Source organism: Corynebacterium tuberculostearicum (genome assembly GCF_016894265.1).
Classification (GTDB): domain Bacteria; phylum Actinomycetota; class Actinomycetes; order Mycobacteriales; family Mycobacteriaceae; genus Corynebacterium; species Corynebacterium tuberculostearicum_D.
The window spans coordinates 213,276-229,450 of sequence record NZ_CP069791.1 but is presented as its reverse complement, the minus strand read 5'-3'; the positions used below and the strand labels follow the sequence as shown (position 1 = coordinate 229,450).

At 63.8% G+C, this 16,175-nt stretch carries 20 protein-coding genes; 10 read left to right on the top strand and 10 right to left on the bottom strand.

The genetic code is table 11. The annotated features are described in order from the left end of the window. The first annotated feature begins 40 nt into the window (after positions 1-40). The 7 genes from hemL (at position 41) to I6J28_RS01160 (ending at position 6,399) form a co-directional block, all read left to right on the top strand. Positions 41-1,342: a glutamate-1-semialdehyde 2,1-aminomutase gene (gene hemL / locus I6J28_RS01190; protein ID WP_430516384.1), complete on the top strand. Its 1,302-nt coding sequence runs from the start codon at positions 41-43 to the stop codon at positions 1,340-1,342. A 22-nt stretch (positions 1,343-1,364) separates the two neighbouring features. Then, the gene (locus I6J28_RS01185) at positions 1,365-1,973 is read left to right on the top strand and encodes a histidine phosphatase family protein (RefSeq protein WP_204610324.1); all 609 of its coding nucleotides are present in this window, start codon (positions 1,365-1,367) and stop codon (positions 1,971-1,973) included. Further along, positions 1,973-2,581: a TlpA disulfide reductase family protein gene (locus I6J28_RS01180; protein ID WP_204610322.1), complete on the top strand. Its 609-nt coding sequence runs from the start codon at positions 1,973-1,975 to the stop codon at positions 2,579-2,581. Before I6J28_RS01185 ends, I6J28_RS01180 begins: the two co-directional genes overlap by 1 nt. Continuing rightward, positions 2,582-3,385 carry a cytochrome c biogenesis CcdA family protein gene (locus I6J28_RS01175; protein ID WP_204610320.1) on the top strand — a complete coding sequence of 268 codons (804 nt, stop codon included), beginning with the start codon at positions 2,582-2,584 and terminating at the stop codon, positions 3,383-3,385. Between the two features lie 7 nt (positions 3,386-3,392). After that, positions 3,393-5,024, top strand: a complete 1,632-nt coding sequence (locus I6J28_RS01170) for a cytochrome c biogenesis protein ResB (RefSeq protein ID WP_204610318.1) — start codon at positions 3,393-3,395, stop codon at positions 5,022-5,024. Between the two features lie 94 nt (positions 5,025-5,118). Next, positions 5,119-6,138 (top strand): c-type cytochrome biogenesis protein CcsB, encoded by a 1,020-nt coding sequence (ccsB, locus tag I6J28_RS01165; RefSeq protein WP_204610316.1) that lies wholly within the window; start codon positions 5,119-5,121, stop codon positions 6,136-6,138. Beyond that, positions 6,139-6,399, top strand: coding sequence for a helix-turn-helix domain-containing protein (locus I6J28_RS01160; RefSeq protein ID WP_200436254.1), 261 nt, complete (start codon positions 6,139-6,141; stop codon positions 6,397-6,399). On the opposite strand, the gene I6J28_RS01155 is transcribed toward I6J28_RS01160, so the two are convergent. Further along, positions 6,396-6,641, bottom strand: a complete 246-nt coding sequence (locus tag I6J28_RS01155; RefSeq protein WP_204610314.1) for a hypothetical protein — start codon at positions 6,639-6,641, stop codon at positions 6,396-6,398. The two genes, I6J28_RS01160 and I6J28_RS01155, sit on opposite strands and share 4 nt — an antisense overlap. 38 nt (positions 6,642-6,679) lie before the next feature. On the opposite strand from I6J28_RS01155, the gene I6J28_RS01150 reads away from it, so the two are divergent. Then, positions 6,680-7,006 (top strand): DUF4229 domain-containing protein, encoded by a 327-nt coding sequence (locus I6J28_RS01150; protein ID WP_204610312.1) that lies wholly within the window; start codon positions 6,680-6,682, stop codon positions 7,004-7,006. Here I6J28_RS01150 and I6J28_RS01145 read toward each other — a convergent pair. The 5 genes from I6J28_RS01145 to I6J28_RS01125 are packed head-to-tail and all read right to left on the bottom strand — an operon-like array spanning position 7,003 to position 11,273. After that, on the bottom strand, positions 7,003-7,929 hold the full coding sequence (locus tag I6J28_RS01145; RefSeq protein WP_204610310.1) for a 1,4-dihydroxy-2-naphthoate polyprenyltransferase: 927 nt from the start codon (positions 7,927-7,929) through the stop codon (positions 7,003-7,005). The genes I6J28_RS01150 and I6J28_RS01145 overlap by 4 nt on opposite strands. A 38-nt stretch (positions 7,930-7,967) precedes the next feature. Further along, a complete protein-coding gene (locus I6J28_RS01140; RefSeq protein WP_204610308.1) occupies positions 7,968-8,795 on the bottom strand; it encodes a metal ABC transporter permease in 828 nt (275 codons plus the stop codon). Next, a complete protein-coding gene (locus I6J28_RS01135; protein ID WP_204610306.1) occupies positions 8,792-9,646 on the bottom strand; it encodes a metal ABC transporter permease in 855 nt (284 codons plus the stop codon). Before I6J28_RS01135 ends, I6J28_RS01140 begins: the two co-directional genes overlap by 4 nt. Further along, complete coding sequence (locus I6J28_RS01130) at positions 9,643-10,353, bottom strand: metal ABC transporter ATP-binding protein (RefSeq protein ID WP_204610304.1); 711 nt, start codon at positions 10,351-10,353, stop codon at positions 9,643-9,645. Before I6J28_RS01130 ends, I6J28_RS01135 begins: the two co-directional genes overlap by 4 nt. After that, positions 10,353-11,273 carry a metal ABC transporter substrate-binding protein gene (locus tag I6J28_RS01125; protein ID WP_204610302.1) on the bottom strand — a complete coding sequence of 307 codons (921 nt, stop codon included), beginning with the start codon at positions 11,271-11,273 and terminating at the stop codon, positions 10,353-10,355. The genes I6J28_RS01130 and I6J28_RS01125 overlap by 1 nt, the downstream gene beginning before the upstream one ends. A gap of 108 nt (positions 11,274-11,381) precedes the next feature. On the opposite strand from I6J28_RS01125, the gene I6J28_RS01120 reads away from it, so the two are divergent. Further along, a complete protein-coding gene (locus tag I6J28_RS01120; protein ID WP_204610301.1) occupies positions 11,382-12,065 on the top strand; it encodes a metal-dependent transcriptional regulator in 684 nt (227 codons plus the stop codon). On the opposite strand, the gene menE is transcribed toward I6J28_RS01120, so the two are convergent. The 4 genes from menE to I6J28_RS01105 all read right to left on the bottom strand — a co-directional run bounded on the left by menE (position 12,062) and on the right by I6J28_RS01105 (position 15,058). Next, positions 12,062-13,198: an o-succinylbenzoate--CoA ligase gene (menE, locus tag I6J28_RS01115; RefSeq protein WP_204610300.1), complete on the bottom strand. Its 1,137-nt coding sequence runs from the start codon at positions 13,196-13,198 to the stop codon at positions 12,062-12,064. The genes I6J28_RS01120 and menE overlap by 4 nt on opposite strands. An 11-nt stretch (positions 13,199-13,209) precedes the next feature. Continuing rightward, positions 13,210-13,335 carry a hypothetical protein gene (locus tag I6J28_RS11875; RefSeq protein WP_275431218.1) on the bottom strand — a complete coding sequence of 42 codons (126 nt, stop codon included), beginning with the start codon at positions 13,333-13,335 and terminating at the stop codon, positions 13,210-13,212. Beyond that, positions 13,335-14,303 (bottom strand): 1,4-dihydroxy-2-naphthoyl-CoA synthase, encoded by a 969-nt coding sequence (locus I6J28_RS01110; protein WP_204610299.1) that lies wholly within the window; start codon positions 14,301-14,303, stop codon positions 13,335-13,337. Before I6J28_RS01110 ends, I6J28_RS11875 begins: the two co-directional genes overlap by 1 nt. 293 nt (positions 14,304-14,596) lie before the next feature. Then, positions 14,597-15,058 carry a DIP1984 family protein gene (locus I6J28_RS01105; RefSeq protein WP_005322951.1) on the bottom strand — a complete coding sequence of 154 codons (462 nt, stop codon included), beginning with the start codon at positions 15,056-15,058 and terminating at the stop codon, positions 14,597-14,599. A 75-nt stretch (positions 15,059-15,133) separates the two neighbouring features. On the opposite strand from I6J28_RS01105, the gene I6J28_RS01100 reads away from it, so the two are divergent. Then, entirely contained in the window at positions 15,134-16,174 is a 1,041-nt protein-coding gene (locus I6J28_RS01100) for an o-succinylbenzoate synthase (RefSeq protein ID WP_410493231.1), read from the top strand. Position 16,175: the final 1 nt, after the last annotated feature.

Genomic DNA, 16,175 nt, shown 5'->3' with positions numbered 1-16,175 from the left:
CCAACTTTTGTATAGCGCGCGAATCGCTAGAATGTCAGACATGCCTAATACTTCCCAGTCGCAACAGTGGTTTGAGCGTTCCTCCAAGGTGATTCCGGGCGGGGTGAACTCGCCGGTGCGCGCATTTGGCTCCGTGGGCGGCCAGGCCCGCGTGATTGAGCGGGGTGCGGGCTCGCTCCTGTGGGACGTCGACGGCAATGAGTACGTCGACTTGGTCAGTTCCTATGGTCCGATGATTCACGGCAACGCGCACCCGGAGATTGTGGAGGCCGTGCAGCAGGCCGCTGCGGGCGGTTTGAGCTTCGGCTCGCCCACGGAAGGCGAGGCCCTGCTTGCGGAGGCCATCGTTTCGCGCACCGCGGCCGATAAGGTGCGCATGGTCAACTCCGGCACCGAGGCCACCATGTCTGCGGTGCGCCTGGCCCGCGGCTATACCGGCCGCGCCAAGGTGCTGAAGTTCGAGGGCTGCTACCACGGCCACGTGGATGCGCTGTTGGCCTCGGCCGGCTCCGGCGTGGCGACCTTTGCGCTGCCGGATTCCCCGGGCGTTACGGGCGCGACGGCGGCCGATACCATCGTCGTTCCTTATAACGATATCGAGGCCGTGCGCGAGGCATTTGCGCAGCACCCAGGCGAGATTGCCTGCATTATCGCGGAGGCCTCGGCCGGCAACATGGGCACCGTGGCACCAGAGGAAGGCTTCAACGCCGCGCTTGCCGACGTCGCTCATGAAGACGGCGCCCTCCTCATCCTCGACGAGGTCATGACCGGCTTCCGCACTTCCTATAAGGGTTGGTACGGCGTCGATGGCGTGGCGGCGGACTTGGTGACCTTCGGCAAGGTCGTCTCCGGTGGCCTGCCGGCCGCTGCTTTCGGCGGCCGCGCCGAAGTTATGGACTACCTTGCTCCGGACGGTCCGGTCTACCAGGCTGGCACGCTGTCCGGTAATCCGGTGGCTATGGCCTCCGGCCTGAAGTCTTTGGAGTTGGCCGATGAATCGCTCTACGAGCGCCTGCAGGCCAACGCGGATCGCCTGACCGGCATGATTTCTTCCGCGCTGTCTGCCGAGGGAGTAGCGCACCACATCCAGCGGGCGTCTTCGATGTTCTCCATCCGCTTTGCCGAGGGCGAGGGCCGCAACTTTGCCGATATGCAGGCGGCCGAGACCTTCCGCTTCACCCCGTTCTTCCACGCCCTGCTGGATAACGGCATCTACGTCGCGCCGAGCCCATTCGAGACCTGGTTTGTCTCGGATGCTCTTACCGACGCCGACTTTGAACTCATCGAAGCCGCCCTCAAGCCCGCCGCGCAGGCGGCGGCCGCCGCGCGTCCCGCACATTAAGTCCCGCACACCAAGGAGAGACATGACACGCACCATCGTTCACCTCGTGCGCCACGGCGAGGTCCACAACCCGGAGAAGATCCTCTACGGTCGCATCCCGGGCTATCACCTGTCCTCGCGCGGGCATTCCATGGCGGCGCGCACCGCGGAGTCTTTCCGCGACCACGACGTGACCTACCTGGCGGCCTCGCCGCTGCAGCGCGCCCAGGAAACCGCGCGGCCGATTGCGCAGGTAACGGGGCTAGACGTGGACGTCGATAAGACGCTCATCGAGTCCGGCAACCGCTTCGAGGGCCTGCGCACCAAGGGCCTGCGCTCCGCGCTGTGGAACCCGCGCCGCTGGCCGCTGCTGGTCAACCCGCTGGAGCCCTCGTGGGGCGAGCCCTATGAGCAGATTGCCGAGCGCATGCTGGGCTCCATCGAACGCGCCCGCACCGCCGCGGCCGGCCACGAGGCGATCTTGGTCAGCCACCAGCTGCCCATCGTGATGGTGCAGCGCACCGTGCTGGGCCAGCGCCTGCCGCACGCGCCGTGGAACCGCCAATGCGACCTGGCCTCGGTTACCTCCCTGCTTTTCGATGACAACCAGGTCACCGACATCTTCTACTCCTCGCCGGCCCAGGAGATTTAATGGCACTACAACGCAAACGCGCGATTGGCGCGGTGCTAGCGGCGGTCGTCGCCCTGCCGCTTGCCGGTTGCTCGCAGGACGCCGATAACGCGCAAAACGCGGTGGCTACCGGCGGCAACTTCGAATTCATCACGCCCGGCGGCGAAAAGGTCATCAACTACGAGGAATCCGAGCGCAAGCCGCTGCGCACCTTCTCCGGCGAGGATGTGCGCGATACGGATAAGACCATTTCCCTGGAGGACTATGAGGGCGAAATCGTCGTGCTCAACTCCTGGGGCCAGTGGTGCGCTCCGTGCCGCGCCGAGGCCGATGACCTCCAAGAAGTCCACTCCGAGCTGCAAAAGCGGAAGATTGGCACTGTCTTGGGCATCAATGTGCGCGACTATAACCCGCAGGTGTCCAATGACTTCCTCGAAGACAACGGGCTGAAGTATCCCTCCATCTACGATCCGCCGTTTAAGACCGCGGCGGCCCTGGGCGGCGTGCCCACCTCTGTGGTCCCGACCACCATCGTCTTGGACAAACAGCACCGCCCGGCTACGGTCTTTTTGCGGTCCATCACCGCCCAAGATGTCATGGACGTAGTGGACAAACTAGAAAAGGAATAAATGGATAACGCAGCGAGCATCGGCAACTCCTTTGCCGAGGCCGCGACCTCCGGCCCACTCATTCTGGGCCTGTTCGCGGCCGCCGTGGCGGGGCTGGTGAGCTTCGCCAGCCCGTGCGTGATCCCACTGGTGCCTGGCTATATTTCTTACCTAGCCGGCGTGGTGGGCGGCGAGGTTACGTTCGACGGTGAGTTGGGGGTGGGCGTCGGCAAGCGCAGGCAATGGGCCGTGGTACTGGCCGCCGCCTTGTTCATCCTGGGCTTTACCGTGGTTTTCCTGCTGGCGACGGTCTCCGTATTCGGCGCGATTTCCGCGCTTCGGCTCAATGAGGAGACGCTCATGCGCATCGGCGGCGGCGTGACCATCCTGATGGGTGTGGTTTTCCTCGGCGCGATCCCGGCGCTGCAAAAGGATACCCGCATGGCACCGAAGCGCTGGACCACCTGGCTGGGCGCGCCGCTGCTGGGCGGGATTTTCGCGCTGGGCTGGACGCCGTGCCTGGGCCCAACGCTGGCCGCCATTATTTCCGTATCGGCCGGCACCGAAGGCATGACGGCCGCGCGCGGCGTGCTGCTTATCATTTTTTATTGCCTGGGCTTGGGACTGCCGTTCCTGCTGGTGGCGCTGGGCTCCGCGCGGGCGATGCGCTCGATTTCGTGGGCCCGCAAGCACTCGCATACCATCCAGGTCATCGGCGGCATGGCCATGATCCTCGTCGGCCTGGCCCTGGTAACCGGCCTGTGGGGCGAGTTTATTAGCCTCATCCGCCAGTGGACCGGCAACTTTGGCGCAACCCTGATTTAGGAGAGACGTGAAATACTTCCGCAAAGCCTGGCATTGGCTGACCAGCATGCGCACGGCGCTGGCGCTGCTTTTCTTGCTGGCGCTCGCCGCGATTCCCGGTTCCTTGCTGCCGCAGCGCGACCTCAACGAGCAGAACGTGCAGGACTTCATCGAGTCCAACGGCAACGTAGCGAAGATCTACGACAAGCTGCAGCTTTTCGACGTCTTTTCTTCCGTCTGGTTCCAGGCCATCTTCATCCTCTTGGCCATTTCCCTAGTGGGCTGCATCTTGCCGCGCTCCTGGGATCACTACAAGGCGTGGAAGACACCGCCAACGCGCGCGCCGAAATACCTCCACAAGCTGCCGCTAGCGGCCGAGGGGCACTCGGACAAGAGCGAGGACGAGCTATCCGCGGAAATTAAAAAGCGCCTGAAGAAGTGGCGCGTGGCCGAGTACTCCCCAGAAGAGGACCGCGCCGGCGTGCACACGTTCTCCGCGGAGCGCGGCTATGGCCGCGAGCTGGCCAACCTCATCTTCCACGTGGCGCTGGTGGCCATCTTGGTTACCGTCGCGGCCGGCAAGCTAGTCAACTACGAGGGCCAGGTCATCGTGGTCACAGAGTCCGGCTCCCAGGGCGGCGGCCAGACCCTGGACCAGTCCACGGAGTTCTGCAATACCTCCACGTCTAACTTTGATTCCTTCCGCGCCGGCCCGCTTTTCGACGGCACCGGGCTCCACCCCTTCTGCCTCATCGCCCATGATTTTGCGGCCGAGTACCTGCCCAACGGTCAAGCGGAGATGTTTACTTCCAACGTCTCCTACGCGGAGGGCGATGACATCTACAAGGATGACTCCGAGTGGAAGGACTATGAGCTTAAGGTCAACCACCCGCTGCGTTTGGCGCACAACCGCGTCTACTTGCAGGGCCACGGCTACGCGCCGACGGTTACTGTGGAATGGCCCAATGGTGAAAAGCGCACCCAGACCATTCAGTTCCAGCCGAATGACACGACCTTCTTCCTGTCCTCCGGCGCGATGCGCTTTGACCCACCGGCCGGCATGCATCCAGACCTCTATGACCGCCGTCAGAACCAGATCGCCATCCAGGGCCTCTTCGCGCCTACGGCCGAGTGGGCCGGTGAGAACGGCAAGCTGCTGCAGTCTTCGTACCCAGGTTTGCAGGATCCAGCGATGGCCATCGATATCTACCGCGGTGATGCCGGCCTGGACACCGGCACCCCGCAGTCCTTCTTCTCGCTGGACCCGAACCTGGTGCAGTCCGGCCAGCTGCAAAAGATCGACCGCGTGAACCTCAACCAAGGCGAGGACGTCACCTTGGACGATGGCACGAAGATCACCTTCGACGGCGCCAGCGAGTTCGCCAATTACCAGGTCTCTTATGATCCTTTCCAGAAGTGGGTGCTGGCCTCCGCGCTGGTGATGCTCATTTCTCTGGTGGGATCGCTGGTGATTAAGCGCCGCCGCGTCTACATCCGCCTGCGCCCGAACGCGGCCGGCGGCACCGACGTGGAAATGGGCGGGCTTGCCCGCACCGACCGCGCCGGCTGGTCCGAGGAGTTCCACGAGCTGCACCGCGCGCTGCTGGAGCTGCCAGACCCAGACGAGGTCGAAGAAGACGAACTTTATACCGATGACTAGCGCCCCGGCCCGATCCAACAAAAGTTGGATCGGGTCGTTTCGCTGAGTAAGGTAATCAGCACTTATCCCGCACGTGTGAAGGCTAGGAGCATTCATGCAGATTGATCAGAATCTGTCTAATTTCTCGGATATCGCGGTGCAGACCGCCTTTGTGGTGTACTGCGTCGCGCTCTTTATGTCGCTGTTCTACTACGGCCGCATGCAGGGAATTATTGAGGGCCGCCGTGCCGTGAAATCCCAGGCCGCGAAGGTCTTGGTGGGGGCGGGTGCTGGGGGCGTCGATAAGCAGAGCTATGCGGGCGAGGTGGCTCAGTCCTCTTCCGGTATCACGGACGGTGAGCTAAAGGAAAAGGAGCGCAAGGCCGATAAACTCGGCGGCATGACCAGCTCGCTGATGTGGGTAGGCATTGCGCTGCATGCCGCGGCGATTGTGCTGCGTGGCCTGGCTACCGGCCGCTTTCCCTTTGGCAACCTATACGAGTACGTGCTGATGGTGAGCTTTGGCGTGCTGCTGGTGGGCAATATTGCCATGCAGCGCAAGGAGTGGCGCACCGTGTGGCCATGGCTGCTCACCCCGGTGTTGGCGCTGATGTTTTATGGCTCCACCAAGCTCTATGCTGAGTCTGCCCCGGTGGTGCCGGCGCTGCAGTCGCACTGGCTACCCATCCACGTCACCGTGGTTTCTTTGGGCGCGTCCATTGGTATTATCTCCGGCATTGTCTCGCTACTGACGCTGTTCCGTATGGCGCAACCGAAGCATGCCGAGCACGGCTTTTTCGGTGCGGTGGCCCGCCCGCTGCCTTCGGCCGCGAAGATTGACCAGCTGGCTTATCGCCTGGCCGTGATCACCCTGCCGACCTTGGGTCTGGGCATTATTTTGGGCGCTATCTGGGCCGAGTCCGCCTGGGGCCGCTTCTGGGGCTGGGACCCGAAGGAGACCGTGTCCTTTGCCACCTGGATCCTGTATGCCGCTTACCTGCACGCGCGTGCGACGCCGGCTTTCCGCAAGGCGGCGCCGTGGATCAACGTTATGGCGATGGCGCTGATGGTCTTCAACCTGTTCTTTATCAATATGGTCGTCTCCGGCCTGCACTCCTATGCGGGGCTGAACTAGATGGCGGAGCATACGAGCCCGCGCCATAAACAGGGAAAGCCGGCCGGCGATAATGCGGTGATTCTGGGCCTTGGCGCCCAATTTGCCGAGCGGCGCCGCGAGTTGGGCATTTTGCAGCAGCAGCTTGCCGACGCCGCCGGGGTCTCCCGCTCCACCCTCCACACCATCGAGCACGGTGGTGCGGGCGTGCGTTGGGAAAAGATTACCGCCGTGGCCGAGGCCTTAGGCCTCGAGATGCGGTTTGTGCCGAAGGAAGCCTAGTCATTCTCGCCGTCGGCGTCGCGTTTGCGGCGCTGGCGGCGTTTTTCTTCTTCTGCCTCCTGTGCGCGGCGCTGCTTGAAGCGCTCCTTTTCTAGGTTCCACAGGAATTCCTCGTCATCGTCGGGGCCCTTGATAGCGCGGGGTTGTTCCACCTCGCGCTTTTTCCATGTCGAGGGCCCGAAGGCCTTCCAGACGAGGTAGGCGGCGAGGACAAAGAGTAGGAGGAGGATGATTCGGCCCATGCGTGCGATTCTACCTGCACCGCGTACAATCAACCCCCATGACGCATAACCCTGAGCCACCCAAGCCGGACCCAGAACTGCGCCGCCGTTCGCGCGCGGCGCTGTGGAAGTACGGGCTCGCCCGCGTAGTGCTTTTTATCGCATTGACCGCGGTGATCGAGATTTTGGCCATCACCATCGGCTTTCCCATCCCGGTGCTCATCGCGGCGCTACTGGCGCTTTTTGTGGCGCTGCCGCTATCGATGCTGATCTTTAAAAAGTGGCGCATCGAGGCCACCCAGACGCTGGCCGAGTACTCCGCCCAGCGCAAGGCCCACAAGCGCTGGGTACAGGCGGAGCTGGAAGGCCGCGCCGCCCAGGACTAGACGATGATGAGTGCGGCGGCCTCGATAACGGCCCACAGCAGCATCGCGCGGCCGGTCAGACCGAGCACGGGGATAAGCTCTGGGCCTTTGGCGCCGCGGTTGACGGTGCGGATGGCGCGCAGCGCAAGGGGGAAGTAGACCAAGCCGGCGAGCGCGAGCCAGCTGCCGAAGGCGATGCCGATGGTCAGCAAGAATGGCAGCAGGAGCAGCACCGTAAAGAGCAGGCGCGCCTTATCATTGCCGAGGCGCACGGCGAGGGTAATCTTGCCGGTTTCGGCGTCGGAAGGAATATCGCGGATATTGTTGACCAGGTTGACGCCGGAGCTCATCGCGCCGATGCCCACTGCCAGTGCGAGGCCCGACCACGACAGCCGGCCGGCCTGGGTAAATTCGGTGCCGAGCACGGCGACGAGCCCGAAGAAGACGAACACGGCGACCTCGCCGAGCCCGCGGTAGCCATAGGGATTCTTGCCGCCGGTATAAAACCAGGCGCCGGCGATGCATAGCGCGCCGACGAGGATGAGCCACCACGCGTGCGCCGCGAAGGAGAGCGCGATGCCGGCGATTCCGGCCACGGCGAAGGCGGCAAAGGCCGCGAGCTTTACGTGCTGCGGGCGGGCCAAGCCGCCGCCGGTCAGGCGCTGCGGGCCGGTGCGGTCGTCGTCAGTGCCGCGGATGCCATCCGAATAGTCATTGGCGTAGTTCACGCCGATGATAAGAGCCCACGCCACGATGAGGGCGAGCAGCGCGCGGCCTACGTGGCCGCCGTCGATGCCGAAGGCCGCGCCGGTGCCCGCGACGACGGGCGCGAACGCGTTGGCCCAGGTATGCGGGCGCGCGCCCTCGAGCCAATCCTGAGCAGTGGCGGGGTAATTACCGGCGGAACGGGCCCCAGAATTCGGGGCAGACTTCGAGGCAGACATAGCCACCATTGTGCCACTGGCGTGGTGGCGGGCGGCAATCAGCGTAGGCAGGCGCGGTGGTGTACCCGATACGCAGCCAGCGCCGCGATAAAGAGCGTGGCATTGGTGACCGTCATTGCGGCGGAGGTGGCCGCGTTTAGGTAGTACGCCAGCCAGAATCCTGCTACCGCGCTCAGCGCAGCGATGCCGCAGGCAGCCAGCACTAAGGCGGGAACCCGGCGAGTGATAAGCCGCGCGGTCATGGTGGGAAAGACCATCAAGGCGATAACCAGCATGGCGCCGGCGGCGTGGAAGGCGGCGGTAGCGGTGCAGGCGATGACCGCCATGAACGTTGTCTGTACGGCGCGGGAGTGGACCCCACGCACGGTGCAGAAGGGGGCGTCAAAGGATGTGGCGGAAAGCCGCGGCAAGGTAAGGGCGAGGAAGATCGCATTAGCGGCAAGCACGCCGGCCATGACATAGCAATAGTGGGGATTGGAAAAGGCGGCGAGGTTAACATCGCCAACCAAGACGGCATGGACATCGATATGTACGTGGCTCATTCGGGTAGAGATGAGGATGACGCCGGCGGCAAAGAGGGCGGGGAAGATGAGGCCTAGGGCGGCGTCGGCAGTAACCAGCGCGCTGCGCTGCAGCCACCGCGTGCCGAGGGCGACGGCCAGGGCACCGGCCGCGGCGGTAATAAGCAGCAGCGGGGAGTCGATATCGGAGGTTAAAAGGTAGCCCACGGCGATGCCGGGGAGGACGGCGTGGCCGATGCCGTCGATAAGCATGGCCTGTCCCTGTAGAACTACAAAAGTGCCGGGCAGCGCGCATGCTACGGAGGTAAGGACGGCGAGCAGGCAAGCGGTAGCTGCAAGGGTCATGGTCGAAGCTTTCTGGTGACGAGGCTGAACGCTACGGTGGCGGCTTGCACCAGCACGATGATGGGGCCGGTAGGCAGCGGGCCAAAGGCGATGGAAAGGTAGCAACCCACGGCGGCAGTAAGCGCGCCTAGGAAGCCGGCTAGTGCAATGAAGGGAAGCAGGCGGTGAACCCAGGGGCGGGCGGCCGCGGCCGGGCTGATGACTACGGCCACCATGAGGACCACGCCGACCACCTTGACGCCTATAACCGTGACGGCAGTTAAGGAGAGGAAGCTGAGGGCATTTAAGGCCGTGGTGCGAATGCCGGCTACGCGGGCAAAGGGGGCGTCAAAGGCGACGGTGGCTTGCCGAGTGTGTACCGAAGAAAGAATTAGCAAGACGCCGCCGCCAATGACGAGCGCAGAACTCACATCGGCGCGCGTGAGCGTGGACGCGTTTCCCAACAGGTAGTCCTGGATGCCGGCCTTGCCGGGCAAGGGCTGGCGGGAAATATGCTGCATGAGCAGCATGCCGATGGAGAAGAATGTGGTAAGCGTAGCGGCCATCGCGGTGGTTGAGCCGAGCGGGGCCAACCGCGGAATTAGGTGAATGCAGCCGACGGCCAGGGTGCCGGTGAGGATGGCGCCGGCAGACAGCAGCCAGATATTGCGGCCGTCCCACCCTAAGGCCGTGGCCACGATGAAGGCGACCAGCAGGCCAGGCAGGGAGGAATGCGAAATGGCATCAGCGAGCAGGCTGGTGCGGCGCACATAGACTAGCGGGCCGAGTGCACCGGCACAGGCTCCGATGAGCACGGTGCCCCACAGCGCCTGGCTATAGGTGAAGTCTTGAAAGAGCTCTAGTGGGTTCATGACGGCAAGCAGAACATGTCGGCGATGGCGGATTCGGTCAGTACCTGGCCGGTGGGGCCGGCGGCGATGAGGTGGCCTTGGCCCACCATGAGGACCTCATCACAGAAATCGGCGACTTCTGCCAGGTTGTGGTGGACCAGCAGGATGGTGGCGCCATCGGCGCGCAGTTGCCGGAGCACGTCCATGATGGCGCGCTGGCTTGCGGCGTCGACCCCAGCGAAGGGCTCATCCAAGACAATGAGTTCGGGATCGCTCACGAGCGTGCGGGCGAGCAAGACGCGCTGGCGCTGGCCGCCGGACAGGGCCGAAATGGGCAGGTGCGAGTGCTCTTGCATTCCGGTGCGGGCGAGTGCGTCGTGAGCGGCGCGCTTATCGACGCGGCTCGGCCACTGCCACCAGCGCAGGCCGGCGGTGCGGCCCATAAGCGCGACGTCGAAGGCCGTGGCCGGAAAATCCCAATCGATATCCGCGTGCTGCGGCATGTAACCGAGCCGGTGGCGGAAATGGGCAAGGTTGGTGCCATCAAAGGTGAGCGATTCGCAGTGAAGCGGTGGAAGCAAGCCCACCAAGGTGCGCACAAGGGTGGACTTGCCGGAGCCGTTGGCGCCCACGAGGCCGGTGATGGTGGCGGGAGTGAGGGCAAAGGTGGCGTCGGCAAGCAGGGGCGTGCGCGGATAGCCTACGGTGAGGTGGGTGGCGCGCAGCATTAGCTTAAGGCCTTTGCCACGGTGTGTGCGTTGTGCTCGAAAGCCCCAAGGTAGGTATCGGTGGGTGCGTCGGGTCCGAGGGTATCGGCGAAGAGCTCCTCGTCCGAGACGGTAACCTTCCAGCCGCGGGACTCCACGGCCTGCTGCAGCGAGGTGATGGCCTGTGGGTTGGCTTGATTGTCCTTGAAGATGACGGGGACCTTTTTATCGGCGATGGTATCGGCCAGCTCGGAGATCTCGGTGGCGGATTTTGTTGCCTCGGTGGTGACGAAATCGGTGGCGTGAATGTCAAAGTCGAAGGTCTTGCCAAAGTAGTTGAAAGCATCATGGCCGGTGATGAGCACGCGGGGCTTCGCAGCAGCGAGTTCCTTCTTAGCCTTGTCCTGTGCGGCGGCGATCTGGCTTTCGTAGTTATCGGCGGCAGTGGAGTAGTCCGCGGCGTGCTCGGAGTCGATATCGCCAAGTTTGTCGCCGATGCTCTCGACAGCCTGGCTCCACAGCTTGGGGCTATTCCAGATATGCGGATCATAGAGTTGCTCGCCGCCCTTTCCTTGTTCCGGCCAGGGCAGGAGATCTTGTTCATCGAGCTGATCGCCCACCGCGAGCTGCTTGTCTCCCAGGGACTTGAGCTGGTCCACCATCTGGGCCTCGAGGTGGAGGCCATTCCAAAGTACGAGGTCGGCGTCCTTCATAGCCTCAATATCGTGCGTGGTGGGCTGGTAGGTGTGCGGATCACCGCCGGGGCCGACCATGGTGGTGATATCGGCTTCGGGGGCGAGGCTGGCTGCGGCATCGGCCAAGTAGCCGGTGGTGGCGAAGATTTTTAGGCTATCTCCGTGGTTGTCATCGCCGCTTGAGCAGGCCGTTAGCGTAGTAGCGGCGAGCAGTACGGCGAGGGGAAGTGCGGTGGTTTTCTGCAACGAAAAGTCCTTAAATTAGAAATGAATACCAAAGTTCAATGTAGTGAACTTCTAAAAACATACATATTGAAACTCATGGAAGCAATAGGATGAACTACGATGGGGTGAATGCACGTAAGCGAGCTGCCCGAACGCACCCAGGACTACCTCAAGATTTTGTGGAACCACGAGGAAAAGGCGGGACGCGATACCGCCATGCCGCTCGGTGATCTGGCCAAGGCTGCCGGCCAAAAGCTGCCCACCACCTCCGAGTCCGTCAAGCGCCTCGCGGCCAAGGGACTCGTGGAACACGAGCGTTACTTTGGCGTCCGGCTGGTCCGGGAAGGTCGCGAATTGGCCGTGGCCATGGTGCGCCGCCACCGCCTGCTCGAGACCTTTTTGGTACGCACCTTGGGCTATACCTGGGACGAGGTGCATGAGGAAGCCGAAATGCTAGAGCATGCGACCTCCGATAGGTTTGTCGAGCGCATCGATGCTTTCCTCGGCGCCCCTGCGCGCGATCCCCACGGCGATCCCATTCCGGCGGCCGATGGCACGGCTGAGCCGCTCTCGCGCATTACGCTTGCCGACGTCCCACCCAACTCTCCCGCCACCATGGAACAGGTCAATGACGCCGATGGCGAATTCCTGCGCTACTTGGACAAGCACGGGGTTCGTCCAGGCGTGCGGCTGACCGTCGTTGCCCCGCCGGTAGCCGGCCTCCTAGAGGTTAGCGTGGATAATGGAGCCAGCTTTTCGCTCGGCGAATCCGCGGCGCGCGATATCGCGGTGCGCGACGTGGAAGGTGGCTAAGCGCCGAAGATGCGCGCCACCGCGCGGCGGTCTATTTTGCCTGGCCCGGCCGTGGGAAATTCCGCGAGGCGCTTGATGTCTTTCGGTATCTGCCAGCGGGGAAGCTCGGCGTCCTCGAGGGCTTCGAGGATATCGCCGATATCGGCCCAGCCGGTATACGCCGCCATGATTGCCTGGCCGAGCCGCGGGTGTGGCACGCCGACGACGCAGGCATGGTCCACGCCCTTAACCTTGAGGATTTCGGTTTCTAGCGCCTCTGGGTGCAGCTTGAGGCCACCGGAATCGATGACATTATCCAGTCGGCCAGTGACGGTGAGGGTGCCGGCGTTGATAAAGCCGCCGTCGGAAGTGGCGAACCAGCCCGGCTCGCGGAAGGCTTCGTGCTCGGGCGCGTTGCGGTAGCCGTGGGCGATGGTGGGCCCACCTAAGAGGATGCGGCCGTCCTGGACGCGGACCTGCGCGCCGGGAATCGGCCTACCATCGTAGACGCAGCCACCGGCGGTTTCAGACGACCCATACGTCGCCACCACCGCAATGCCCAGTTCCTCGGCCGCTGCGCGCAGGCGCGGGTTGATGGCCGCGCCACCGACAAGGATGGAGTCAAAGGTGCGCAGCGCGTCGATGCCTTCGACCGAATCCATGGCCTTAGCCAGTTGTAGCGGGGTGAGCGCGGTATAGGTGCGGTCCCCGGTACGGTCGAGATCTGCGGCCGCGCGGGCGAAGGTGGGTATATCGAAGCCCTCGCTGAGATCCATGCACAGCGGGTCGACGCCCGCTACCAGCGAGCGCACCAGTACCTGGATGCCGGCGATGTGGTGGGCCGGCATGGCGAGCAGCCACTGGCCGGTGCCGCCGAGCACCTGGTGGGTGGCATCCGCGCTGGCCACCAGGTTTGCTGGGGTGAGCTGCGCGCCTTTCGGCGTGCCAGTGGAGCCAGAGGTGGACATCACCAGGGCGATGCTGGAGTCGATGGGCTCGCCGGCGCGTTGAGTATTGCGCAGGAGGGTGGCGCGGGTGGCGTCGGCAAGCGGGAGCGGCAAAAAGCAGGCCTGCCCGGCGATGGCGTCCTCCAGGTCCGGGAGGATGGCGGCCGGGGAGTGGGGGTCAACCGGAAGAGGGGAGAGGATAGTCACGGCCGTCGATTTTAGCTGTCAAAGGGGCGGGATTCGTCTTTTTCCGCCTTGCGTATGCCGCGCAGCAACACAATGCGCCCGACCACGAGCGCACCCGTGGCCACGACGGCAATGCCGATACAAAAAGCGATAAGCATTAGTAGTAGTACGGGAAGCTATCCCAATTAGGCTCGCGCTTTTCTAGGAAGGACTCCTTGCCCTCGACGGCCTCGTCGGTCATATAGGCCAAGCGGGTGGCCTCGCCGGCAAAGACTTGCTGGCCCATAAGGCCATCATCGGTGAGGTTGAAGGCGAATTTGAGCATGCGCTGGGCGGTGGGGGACTTCATGTTGATCTCCTGGCCCATGCGGATGGCGGCGTCTTCCAGCTCGCCGTGGTCCGCGACCTCGTTGACTGCCCCCATTTCGTACATGCGCTGGGCATCGTAGGTGCGGCCCAAGAAGAAAATCTCGCGGGCGAATTTTTGGCCCACCATCTTTGCAAGATAGGCCGAGCCGTAACCGGCGTCGAAGGACCCCACGTCCGCATCCGTCTGCTTGAAGCGCGCCTCTTGGCGGGAGGCGACCGTCATATCGCAGACCACGTGCAGCGAGTGTCCGCCGCCGGCCGCCCAACCATTGACCACGGCGATAACCACCTTGGGCATGGTGCGGATAAGGCGTTGGACCTCGAGGATATGTAGGCGGCCGCCTTCCACCTTCTCGCGGGCGGTGTCCACGGTGGATTCATCCGCGGTGGCGTCATCATGGGCGTGCTCGGTGGCGTAGCGGTACCCGGAGCGGCCGCGAATGCGCTGGTCGCCGCCCGAACAAAAAGCCCAGCCGCCATCCTTGTCGGACGGACCATTGCCGGTGAGCAAAATCGTGCCCACATCCGGCGTGCGGCGGGCGTGGTCAAGGGCGCGGTAGAGCTCGTCTACGGTATGCGGGCGAAAGGCATTGCGCACCTCAGGGCGGTCGAAGGCGATGCGCACGATGCCGTTCTTGCGGCCCTCGCCGTTGAGCCGGTGATAAGTGATATCCGTCAGGTCTTCAAACCCTTCTACGGAATGCCACAATTCCGATCGAAAGGGATTATCGGTGCTGTATTTTCTCTGCTCGCTCATAAAGGCCAGCTTAGTGGCAAAAGAAGAATAGTCCCCATTCCCAACCCTCACCCACACACGCTGCCCAGCAGGCCGGTAATAATCAATACGCGATACTGCGAGGTTGTTGCCCCGCACAATACCCGTGTACGCCATACCAGCGCGGTACTCCATGCCATGGGGAGACTCGAACTCCCCGCCCCTTAAAGCGCTAAAGGGGGCCAGTGTCCCAGGATTTTCCCCTCCAGGGTGGGGGCCTGCTCGCTGCAGGTGTGTGGGCTACCATCGCGCGCTCTAAGCAGCGCGCGATATGACTATCCGTTTTTCAGTTCGGTATTCCAGTTCAGCTGCTGGATGCGGGTATCCAGCTCGCGGTACTGCTTAGACAGATCGTCGACGCGCTTGCGCAGATCCGCCACCGGGATGGTGGAGACAAACTTAATCTCAGTGCGGGAATAGCGATCCGAGCGCGTGCCCGCCCGCTGCGCCAGGTCGTGGTAGATGCGGCGCTTGCGCAAGAGGCCGTCGCGAAGCGCGAGGGCTTCCATCAGGTTCCTCTTCTCATCAAAGGCGGTGGCGATATTCGTCGCATTGATGGCCTGCACCAGCTCATCGATGCGCCCGGCCACGCCGTCGAGCTCGCGCAGCAGCTCCTGCGGATCCTCATCCGGGGTATCGCCCTCCTGCACGCGGGCCACGGTGAGCAGCCGCTCGTGCAGGCTATTGAGGCGCTCCTGCGCCTGCGCACGCTCCGCCAATGCCTCAGCTAGCAGCATAATTCCTCCTTTATTGGTATAGGTTCCCAAAATAGCGCAGAGCGGGGGAGGGGTCAACGGCCGGCGGGCGCTACCATGAAGGCCATGCATATCGATGACGTCCTCGACCGCGCCCACGTAGTCTCCCTTCCGCTCGCCGTGCGTTTCCGCGGCATTACCACTAGGGAGGCCCTGCTCATCGAGGGCCCGGCCGGCTGGGGCGAGTTCGCGCCCTTCCTGGAATACGGCCCGGCCGAGTCCGCCGCGTGGCTGCGCGCCGGGCTCGAGGCCGCCTACGAGGGATTTCCGGAGCCGGTGCGCGATTCCATCGAGGTCAACGCCACCATCCCGGCCGTACCCGCCAGCGAGGTTCCGGCCGTGGTGGAGCGCTACCCCGGCTGCCGCACCTTCAAAATCAAGGTGGCGGAGAAGGGACACACGCTTGCCGACGACGCCACTCGCGTCCGCGCCGTCCGCGACGCCGTCACCCAACGCGGCGATATCCCCATCCTGCGCGTGGACGCCAACGGCGGCTGGACCGTCGATGAGGCGGTCGAGGCCGCGCAGATGATGATGCCGCTGGATTATATGGAACAGCCCTGCGCCACCACTGAGGAGCTTGCCCAGGTCCGCGGCCGCCTTATGCGCGCCGGCCTCTTTGTGCGCGTCGCCGCCGATGAATCCATTCGTAAGGTCGCGGACCCTTATCGCGTGGCCGAGTTGCAGGCCGCGGACGTCGCCGTGGTCAAGCCTGCCCCGCTTGGCGGCGTGCGCCGCGTCCTCGAGGTGGCCCAACACCTGCGCCAGCGCCATATGGATATCACGGTGGCCTCCGCACTCGATACCTCCATCGGCATCAATATGGGCCTTGCGGCCGTCGCCGCCCTCCCGCGCATCTACGACGACGAGGACATCGACGTCACCCCGGCCGCCGCCGGCCTTGCCACCGGCTCCCTCTTTGAAGAGGATGTCACCGCCCCTCGCCCGCTTGTCGATGGCCACCTTCCCGCCGATATCCTCGCCCCCGACCCAGACCGCCTCGCCGCGCTCGCCGCCCCCGCCGACCGCCGCGATTGGTGGTTCGACCGCGTGCGCGACTGCTGGCCGCACCTTGCTGAATCGCACCTTGCTGACTAGG

What these genes read in the sequence shown, in the direction of transcription:
- I6J28_RS01105 (WP_005322951.1), bottom strand. Translation starts at nt 15,058, where the DNA reads ATGCTGCTAGCTGAGGCATTGGCGGAGCGTGCGCAGGCGCAGGAGCGC.
- I6J28_RS11875 (WP_275431218.1), bottom strand. Translation starts at nt 13,335, where the DNA reads ATGCTTATCGCTTTTTGTATCGGCATTGCCGTCGTGGCCACGGGTGCG.
- I6J28_RS01150 (WP_204610312.1), top strand. Translation starts at nt 6,680, where the DNA reads ATGACGCATAACCCTGAGCCACCCAAGCCGGACCCAGAACTGCGCCGC.
- I6J28_RS01185 (WP_204610324.1), top strand. Translation starts at nt 1,365, where the DNA reads ATGACACGCACCATCGTTCACCTCGTGCGCCACGGCGAGGTCCACAAC.
- I6J28_RS01155 (WP_204610314.1), bottom strand. Translation starts at nt 6,641, where the DNA reads ATGGGCCGAATCATCCTCCTCCTACTCTTTGTCCTCGCCGCCTACCTC.
- I6J28_RS01120 (WP_204610301.1), top strand. Translation starts at nt 11,382, where the DNA reads ATGCACGTAAGCGAGCTGCCCGAACGCACCCAGGACTACCTCAAGATT.
- I6J28_RS01180 (WP_204610322.1), top strand. Translation starts at nt 1,973, where the DNA reads ATGGCACTACAACGCAAACGCGCGATTGGCGCGGTGCTAGCGGCGGTC.
- hemL (WP_430516384.1), top strand. Translation starts at nt 41, where the DNA reads ATGCCTAATACTTCCCAGTCGCAACAGTGGTTTGAGCGTTCCTCCAAG.
- I6J28_RS01110 (WP_204610299.1), bottom strand. Translation starts at nt 14,303, where the DNA reads ATGAGCGAGCAGAGAAAATACAGCACCGATAATCCCTTTCGATCGGAA.
- I6J28_RS01135 (WP_204610306.1), bottom strand. Translation starts at nt 9,646, where the DNA reads ATGAACCCACTAGAGCTCTTTCAAGACTTCACCTATAGCCAGGCGCTG.
- I6J28_RS01175 (WP_204610320.1), top strand. Translation starts at nt 2,582, where the DNA reads ATGGATAACGCAGCGAGCATCGGCAACTCCTTTGCCGAGGCCGCGACC.
- I6J28_RS01160 (WP_200436254.1), top strand. Translation starts at nt 6,139, where the DNA reads ATGGCGGAGCATACGAGCCCGCGCCATAAACAGGGAAAGCCGGCCGGC.
- I6J28_RS01145 (WP_204610310.1), bottom strand. Translation starts at nt 7,929, where the DNA reads ATGTCTGCCTCGAAGTCTGCCCCGAATTCTGGGGCCCGTTCCGCCGGT.
- I6J28_RS01140 (WP_204610308.1), bottom strand. Translation starts at nt 8,795, where the DNA reads ATGACCCTTGCAGCTACCGCTTGCCTGCTCGCCGTCCTTACCTCCGTA.
- ccsB (WP_204610316.1), top strand. Translation starts at nt 5,119, where the DNA reads ATGCAGATTGATCAGAATCTGTCTAATTTCTCGGATATCGCGGTGCAG.
- I6J28_RS01130 (WP_204610304.1), bottom strand. Translation starts at nt 10,353, where the DNA reads ATGCTGCGCGCCACCCACCTCACCGTAGGCTATCCGCGCACGCCCCTG.
- I6J28_RS01100 (WP_410493231.1), top strand. Translation starts at nt 15,134, where the DNA reads ATGAAGGCCATGCATATCGATGACGTCCTCGACCGCGCCCACGTAGTC.